Source organism: Frigoribacterium sp. ME-P-080 (genome assembly GCF_030209595.1).
Lineage (GTDB): Bacteria > Actinomycetota > Actinomycetes > Actinomycetales > Microbacteriaceae > Frigoribacterium.
The window spans coordinates 794501-802736 of record NZ_JARVRR010000002.1 but is presented as its reverse complement, the minus strand read 5'-3'; the positions used below and the strand labels follow the sequence as shown (position 1 = coordinate 802736).

The window sequence follows — 8236 nt, the reverse complement described above, 5'->3', positions numbered from 1 at the left end:
CAGGACGAGATGCTCGTCGGCGTCGCGAAGATCACCGCCGCCACGGAGTAACACCCCCGCCTGCCGACTCCGGGTCGGCAGGCCTCCGGGTCGTCTCCATGGCGACGCGCCGGCCCTCACCTTTCGTCGAGGGCCGGTCATCCCGGTGGCCCCCCTCGCGCTCCCCTGCGCGAGGGGGTTTCCTCTGCCCTGGCCACGCGGCCGACCGACGAACGGAGCCCCATGGTCCCCACCGCCTCCCCCCTGACTCCCCCGATGCTCCTCGGGCGCCTCCCGACGCATCCCCACGCCGCGCCCGTCGAGGTGCACCTGCCCCGCTCGCGGTTCCCCGTGGCGATCAGCTTCGAGTCGTCGGACACGTGGTCGATCGCCGAGCGCTTCGGCGAGCAGCTCGTCAGCCACGGGCGACTGGCCTACCGCGCCGGCGCGTTCGTCGTCCGCACCGCGGCCGGCACCACCCGCTACGGCCACTCGTGGCAGGCAGCCGTCACCGCCCACCTGCTCCGCCGCGGCTGACCACGGCCGCACGTGTGGTGCCGCCCGGGAAACCCCGGCGGAGGGCCCGGGTGTCGGCGATCGGATCGGCCCCGTCCGCCCCGGCGGCCGACCATCACCACCCGGTTCAGCCCAACGTCAGCTGCCCGTCGGCCTCGAGCCACTCGAGGCCCTCGACGACGGCCTGGACCGAGGTGTAGCGCGGCGAGTAGCCCAGCAGACGGCGCGCCTTGGCGATGCTCATCGAGTGGCTGCGCGACGCGTGCTGCCAGGACGCGTCCGCGTTCTCGTCGGACGTCTGGTCTCGGAACTCGGCCCACGAGACGAACCGCAGCCGCGCCTCCTGCCCGTGGTGCCGAGCGATCGCCTCGGCGAGACCGCGCAGCGTGATCGCCCGCTCGCTGACGACGTGGAAGGCCTCACCGACCACCTGCGAGTGCCGCTCGGCCGCGAGCTGGAACGCCTGCGCGACGTCGTCGGCGTGGACGTGGTGGACGGTCTCGAGCCCGAGGCCCGGCATCGCGATCTCGCGCCCGGCGGCGAGGGCCTCCCAGACGGAGAGGTCGAGGTTGCCGACCGCGTTGATCATCGGCCACCCCGGGCCGGTGATGTGCCCGGGGTGCAGCACGATGCTCTGCACTCCGCCCGGGCGCCGTGACTCGCGGAGCAGCAACTCTTCGATGGCGGCCTTCTGCGTGCCGTACTCGCCGAACGGGGTGCGCTCGTCCTCTTCGGTGATCGGCACCTCACGCGACGGACCGTGCACCCAGACCGTGCCGCAGTGCACCAGCACGGTGCCCGTGCCCTGCAAGGCGTCGACCATCTGCCGCGCCGACGCGACCGTGAAGCAGATCATGTCGATCACGACGTCGGCCCCGAGCCCGGCGATCTCGCCCGCGAACGTGCCGTCGGCGTCGCCCGCCTCGCGGTCGAGCAGGAGGCGCGTCACTCGTGACCACGCCGCGTGCGACCGGTAGGGCTCGGACTCCCCCCGGCTGACGGCGACCACCTCGTGGCCGGCCTCGACGAGTCGCGGGACGAGGAATCCGCCCACGTGGCCGGTGGACCCGATGACGACGATCTTCACGACGCGACCCCCGACACGATCGAGAGGGCCGGGAACGGACGGCGGGGACGAAGGGTGGCAGCTCTGCGCACGGCATCGGAGGACATGGCTCGACGCTACCCGGCGCCCCCGACAGCGGTGTACCCCGCATGGGGGTCACGCGGCGTCCCCTCAAGTGCCCACTGCGCCGTGGCCCCGGATTCTCCAGACTTCCTCTGAGGAGCACGGCGGCTCGTCGGATCATCGGGCACGGCCCGCGACGAGCCATCCGCTCCGCGCGTCCCATCCGGCACGCGCGACCCGACGAGGAGAACCATGACCTTCACCGACCCCCGCGCCCGCGGCACCCGCCGCCGCGTCACGACCGTCTGTCTCGCGGCGTCCCTGACCCTGGGACTCGTCGCCGTGGGCTCCGGCGCCGCCGTCGCCGCGCCTCCCGCGTCCGCGCCCGGTGCACCCGCCGCACCCGGCAAGCCGGGCCCCGCCCCGACGCTGCCGGTCGTCGAGGGGCCGGTGATGAACTACGTCGTCAACGCGGGCAAGGCCAACCCCGGCGCGACCAAGCAGGTCGAGCGGGCGGTCGCCGCGGCCGGCGGCAGCGTCATCGCCGCGTACGCCGAGCTCGGCGTGGTCGTGGCGCAGTCGAGCAACGCGAACTTCGCCCCCTCGGTGCGGAGCGACAAGGCCGTCTCGTCGGCCGGTGCCACCCGCACCGCCGCGGTCGCCGAGACCGACCCGACCTACGGCGTCGGCACGACCGCCCCGGGCCCGGGCAAGCCCGTCAGGCCCGGCCACCCGGGCGGTCCAGGCAAACCCGGTGGTCCGGGACACCCCGGCAAGCCGAAGGCCGCGACCTCGCCCGAGCAGCGACTCGAAGAGGCCACGACCGTCGTCGCCGACCCCCTCGAGGCCCAGCAGTGGGACCTCACGGCCATCGGGGCCGACCAGGCGCACCAGGTCACCGACGGCAGCCGCGACGTGCTCGTGGCCGTGCTCGACTCGGGCATCGAGGGCGACCACCCCGACCTGCAGCCGAACATCGACGTGGCCGCCTCGGCGAGCTGCCTGACCGGGACGCCCGACTCGAGCTACGCCGCCTGGCAGCCCACGACGAGCGACCACGGCACCCACGTGGCCGGCACGATCGCCGCGGCCCGCAACGGCGTCGGCATCGTGGGCGTCGCCCCGGGCGTGACGATGTCGGCCGTCAAGGTCGTCAGCGACGACGGCTTCATCTACCCCGAGGCCGCGATCTGCGGCTTCATGCAGGCCGCTGCGACCGGTGCCGACATCACGAACAACAGCTACTACGTCGACCCGTGGCAGTTCTGGTGCGGCTCGGACGTCGACCAGGCGGCCGTGCTGACCGCCGTCGACCGCGCCGTGCAGTTCACCCAGAAGAAGGGCATCGTCAACGTCGCGGCGGCCGGCAACTCGTCGATCGACCTCGCGAACAAGACGGTCGACACGGACAGCCCGAACGACACCATGCCGACGACCCGCCCGATCGACTCACGCTGCCTCGACATCCCGACCGAGCTCGACGGCGTGGTCACCGTGTCGTCGACCACCTCGGCCGGGGCGAAGTCGGGCTTCTCGAACTACGGCGAGGGCGTCGTCGACGTCGCGGCCCCCGGTTCGGCCATCCTCTCGACCGTGACCGGCGGGGGCTACGGGACCAAGTCGGGCACCTCGATGGCCTCGCCGCACGTCGCCGGCGTGCTGGCCCTGCTGAAGTCGACCCACCCGCGTCTCGGCGGCACGGCCCTCGTCGGGTTGCTCGAGCGACAGGCGACCGACACCCCGTGCCCGACCGGCACGACCACCTGCACCGGCACGCCGGCCGACAACGGCTGGTTCGGTGAGGGGATCGTCGACGCCCTCGCCGCCGTGACGAAGTAGCCGACCCAGCAGGAGGAGCACCACAGAGCGAGCACCGCCCCGACGGGGCGCCCGCCCGGCCCGTGCGGCCCGGCGGGCGCCCCGTCCTCGCGCGGACGGGGCGCCCGTTCGCCCCTAGGCTGAGCGAGTCCCAATCGGAGGTTCGATGCACACCTGGCCCGGCAACCCCTACCCCCTCGGCGCGACCTACGACGGCAGCGGCACCAACTTCGCGATCTTCAGCGAAGCTGCCAGCAAGGTCGAGTTGTGCCTGTTCGACGACGACGGCACCGAGACGAGGGTCGAGTTCACCGAGGTCGACGCCTACGTCTGGCACGCCTACCTGCCCACCGTGCAACCCGGTCAGCGCTACGGCTACCGCGTGCACGGCGAGTACGACCCCGCGAACGGCTCGCGTGCCAACCCGAACAAGCTCCTCCTCGACCCCTACGCCAAGGCCACCTGCGGCGAGATCGACTGGGACGAGGCGCTGTTCGCCTACACGTTCGGCGACCCCGACTCGCGCAACGACAAGGACAGCGGCCCGCACATGATGCTGGGCGTCGTCATCAACCCGTTCTTCGACTGGCAGGGCGACCGCGCCCCCAAGTACAGCTACGACGAGACCGTCATCTACGAGGCGCACGTCAAGGGCCTCACCGAGACGCACCCCGACATCCCCGAGGAAGAACGCGGCACGTACGCCGGCGTCGCGAACCCGGCGATCATCGACCACCTGAAGAAGCTCGGCATCACGACCCTCGAGCTGATGCCCGTGCACCAGTTCGTGCAGGACAACACCCTGCTCGAGAAGGGCCTCAGCAACTACTGGGGCTACAACACCATCGGGTTCTTCGCCCCGCACGCCGCCTACTCGGCCACCGGCGACATCGGCCAGCAGGTGCAGGAGTTCAAGACGATGGTGCGGGTGCTGCACGACGCCGGCATCGAGGTCATCATCGACGTCGTCTACAACCACACGGCCGAGGGCAACCACCTGGGTCCGACCCTCTCGTTCAAGGGCATCGACAACGCCGCCTACTACCGGCTGATGGACGGCGACCAGCAGCACTACATGGACTACACGGGCACCGGCAACAGCCTGAACGTCCGTCACCCGCACTCGCTGCAGCTCATCATGGACAGCCTGCGCTACTGGGTCACCGAGATGCACGTCGACGGCTTCCGCTTCGACCTCGCCGCGTCGCTCGCCCGCGAGTTCTACGAGGTCGACCGTCTCTCGACCTTCTTCGAGCTCGTGCAGCAGGACCCGATCGTCTCGCAGGTCAAGCTGATCGCCGAGCCCTGGGACGTCGGCCCCGGTGGCTACCAGGTCGGCAACTTCCCGCCCCAGTGGACCGAGTGGAACGGCAAGTACCGCGACACCGTCCGCGACTTCTGGCGCGGCGAGCCTTCGACGCTCGGCGAGTTCGCCAGCCGGATCACCGGCTCCGCCGACCTGTACGAACGCGACGGGCGACGCCCGGTCGCGAGCATCAACTTCGTCACGGCTCACGACGGCTTCACGATGCGCGACCTCGTCAGCTACAACGACAAGCGCAACGACGCCAACGGCGAGAACGGCAACGACGGCGAGAGCCACAACCGTTCGTGGAACTCCGGGGTCGAGGGCGAGACCGACGACGGAGAGATCCGCGCCCTGCGCGAGCAGCGTCAGCGCAGCTTCCTCGCCACCTTGCTGCTCAGCCAGGGCGTGCCGATGCTGCTGCACGGCGACGAGCTCGGTCGCACGCAGGGCGGCAACAACAACACGTACGCACAGGACAACCAGATCAGCTGGATCGACTGGCCGAACGCCGACCGCGAGCTGATCGAGTTCGTCGCCGAGGTCATCAAGCTGCGCCACGACCACCCGACCTTCCGCCGCCAGCGGTACTTCAACGGCCGTCCCGTCACCCGTGGCGAGGGCGAGCCCCTGCCCGACATCGTCTGGTTGACGACCGAGGGCGACGCCATGCAAGAGGGCGAGTGGAACGAGTCCTACGCCAAGGCGATCGGCATGTTCCTCAACGGCAACGGCATCCGTGGCCGTGACGCCCGAGGCGGTCGCATCACCGACGTCAACTTCGTCCTGTACTTCAACGCCAGCGCCGAGACGGTCACCTTCGTCCTCCCGCCCGACGAGTACGCCCAGGGCTGGGAGGTCGTCGTCGACAGCACCGTGACGGCGCCTCCGCCGCCCGCCAGCGCAGCCCCCCGCACCCCGACGGCCACCCGCGCCGCCACCACCACCCAACCGCCCTCGACCCCGCAGGCCCCCGCGGCCCTGCGGGCCGGCGATCGACTCCCCGTGGCGGGTCGCTCGCTCGTCGTCCTGCGTGCCACGGCCGAGGAAGAACTGTGACCCGACACGAACCGACCATGCACCCGCGCTCGACGTACCGCCTGCAGGTGCGCGCCTCCTTCGATCTCGACGCGGCAGCCGAGCTGGTGCCCTACCTGCGCGACCTCGGTGCCGACTGGGTCTACCTGTCCCCGATCCTCGCCGCCGAACCGGGCAGCGACCACGGGTACGACGTCGTCGACCACAGCCAGGTCGACCCCGAGCGGGGCGGCGCCGAGGGGCTCGACGAGCTGTCGACCCGCGCCCACGCCGCAGGACTCGGCGTCCTGGTCGACATCGTGCCGAACCACGTCGGCGTCGCCACCCCGAAGGCGAGCGTCTGGTGGTGGGACCTCCTGACCCACGGGCGCGCGTCCCGTTACGCCGACGCGTTCGACGTCGACTGGGCCGCCGGCGGCGACAAGGTGCTGCTGCCGGTGCTCGGCGAGCCCGCCGCGGCGGACGGCTCGATCGAGGGCCTCACGGTCGACGGCGACGAGCTGCAGTACTACGACAACGTGTACCCGATCGCCCCGGGCACGAGCTCGCCCGGCGACGACGCCGCCACCGTGCACTCGCGGCAGCACTACGAGCTCGTGCACTGGAAGCGCGCCGACACCGACCTGAACTACCGCCGCTTCTTCGCGGTCAACACCCTCGCGGGCATCCGCGTCGAGGACGAGGGGGTCTTCGCCGAGTCCCACGCCGAGATCGGCCGCTGGTTCTCGGAGGGCCTGGTCGACGGCCTCCGCGTCGACCACCCGGACGGACTGGCCGACCCGAAGGGCTACCTCGACCTGCTCGCGGCCCTGACGGGTGATGCCCACGTGCTCGTCGAGAAGATCCTCGAGGGGGACGAGCGCCTGCCCGAGGACTGGGCGACGGCCGGCACGACGGGCTACGACGCCCTCGCCGACCTCGACCGCCTCTTCGTCGACCCGAACGGCGCACCCGCCCTCGACGCCCTCGACGCGCGCCTGCGCCGGGCCCGCGGCGTGGACGCCGACGAGCACGCCGCCGGGGCGGACGAGACCACCGGCGACGAGCCCGTCGACTGGCACGAGATGATCCTCGGCACGAAGCGCGGCATCGCCGACGGCATCCTCGGCAGCGAGATCAACCGCCTCGCCCGGCTGATCGCCGAGGGCGACACCGTCGGCCCGTCCGTGGTCGACGCGCTGGCCGAGCTCGCCGCCGCCTTCCCGGTGTACCGCAGCTACCTGCCGCAGGGTGCCGAGTGGCTGACCGAGGCCGCCGAGGTCGCCACGACCCACCGCCCCGACCTGGCCGACGCCGTCGGACGCGTCGTCGCCGTGCTGCGCGACGAGTCGCACCCCGCCTCCGTGCGCTTCCAGCAGACGAGCGGCATGGTCATGGCCAAGGGCGTGGAGGACACCGCCTTCTACCGCTACAGCCGACTGGCCACGCTGACCGAGGTGGGCGCCGATCCGAGCGAGTTCTCCGTCACGCCGGACGAGTTCCACGCGCGTCAGCAGGTCCGCCTCGCCGAGCGTCCCTTCGGCATGACGACCCTCTCCACGCACGACACCAAGCGCAGCGCCGACGTCCGCGCCCGCGTCTCGGTGCTGGCCGAGGTCGCCACCGAGTGGGCGGCGACCCTCGAACGCCTGCGCGAGCTGGCCCCGGTCGGCGACGGCCCGTTCGAGAACATCCTCTGGCAGACGATCGTCGGCTCGTGGCCCGCGTCGCGCGAGCGCCTGCACGCCTACGCCGAGAAGGCGTCCCGCGAGGCGAGCACGTCGACCACGTGGACCGACCGCACCGACGAGGCCGAGGCCTTCGAAGGACGGATGCACGCCGCCGTCGACTCCGCGTTCGACGACGACGAGGTGCGTCACGAGGTCGAGCGCATCGTCGACGTGCTGCGTGCACCCGGTTACAGCAACTCCCTCGGCGTCGCGCTGATGCAGCTGACCGGCCCCGGCAGCCCCGACGTCTACCAGGGCGGCGAGCTGTGGGACTTCTCGCTCGTCGACCCCGACAACCGACGCGAGGTCGACTTCGCCCTCCGCCGGCGCCTCCTGGACGAGGTCCGCGGCGGCGCGACGCCGGCGATCGACGACACCGGTGCCGCCAAGCTCGTGGTGACGCACCACGCCCTGACGCTGCGCCGCGACCGACCCGACCTGTTCACGCGCTACGCCGCGTTGCCGGTCTTCGGCGAGCAGGCCGCGTCGGCCGTCGCCGTGGACCGCGGCGGGGCGCTCGCGATCGCGACCCGCCTCCCCGTGGCCCTCGAGCAGGCCGGCGGCTGGGACGACACCGTGGTCCTGACCGCAGGAGGCGCGTACCGCGACGTGCTCACCGGCCGTCGGCACGAGGGCGGTCGCCTCCGACTGGCCGACGTGCTCGACACGTACCCCGTCGCCCTGCTGATCCCCGCAGAGGACTGACCCCGTCGGGTCGCGCCCCGTCGCGCCCGACTACCG

The 8236-nt window shown here is 71.9% G+C and carries 5 protein-coding genes; 4 read left to right on the top strand and 1 reads right to left on the bottom strand.

The features are described 5' to 3' along the window. Positions 1 to 222 precede the first annotated feature (222 nt). Positions 223 to 516: a hypothetical protein gene (locus QRN23_RS05230; protein WP_192122697.1), complete on the top strand. Its 294-nt coding sequence runs from the start codon at positions 223 to 225 to the stop codon at positions 514 to 516. A 106-nt stretch (positions 517 to 622) separates the two neighbouring features. Here QRN23_RS05230 and QRN23_RS05225 read toward each other — a convergent pair whose 3' ends face one another. Further along, complete coding sequence (locus QRN23_RS05225) at positions 623 to 1582, bottom strand: NAD-dependent epimerase/dehydratase family protein (RefSeq protein WP_173152613.1); 960 nt, start codon at positions 1580 to 1582, stop codon at positions 623 to 625. 294 nt (positions 1583 to 1876) lie between these two features. On the opposite strand from QRN23_RS05225, the gene QRN23_RS05220 reads away from it, so the two are divergent. From QRN23_RS05220 to treY, 3 genes are all read left to right on the top strand, one after another. Then, complete coding sequence (locus QRN23_RS05220) at positions 1877 to 3463, top strand: S8 family serine peptidase (RefSeq protein WP_285062771.1); 1587 nt, start codon at positions 1877 to 1879, stop codon at positions 3461 to 3463. Positions 3464 to 3608: 145 nt separating this feature from the next. Continuing rightward, a complete protein-coding gene (glgX, locus tag QRN23_RS05215) occupies positions 3609 to 5807 on the top strand; it encodes a glycogen debranching protein GlgX (protein WP_082460561.1) in 2199 nt (732 codons plus the stop codon). A 17-nt stretch (positions 5808 to 5824) separates the two neighbouring features. Then, positions 5825 to 8200, top strand: a complete 2376-nt coding sequence (gene treY / locus QRN23_RS05210; protein WP_285062782.1) for a malto-oligosyltrehalose synthase — start codon at positions 5825 to 5827, stop codon at positions 8198 to 8200. Positions 8201 to 8236: the final 36 nt, after the last annotated feature.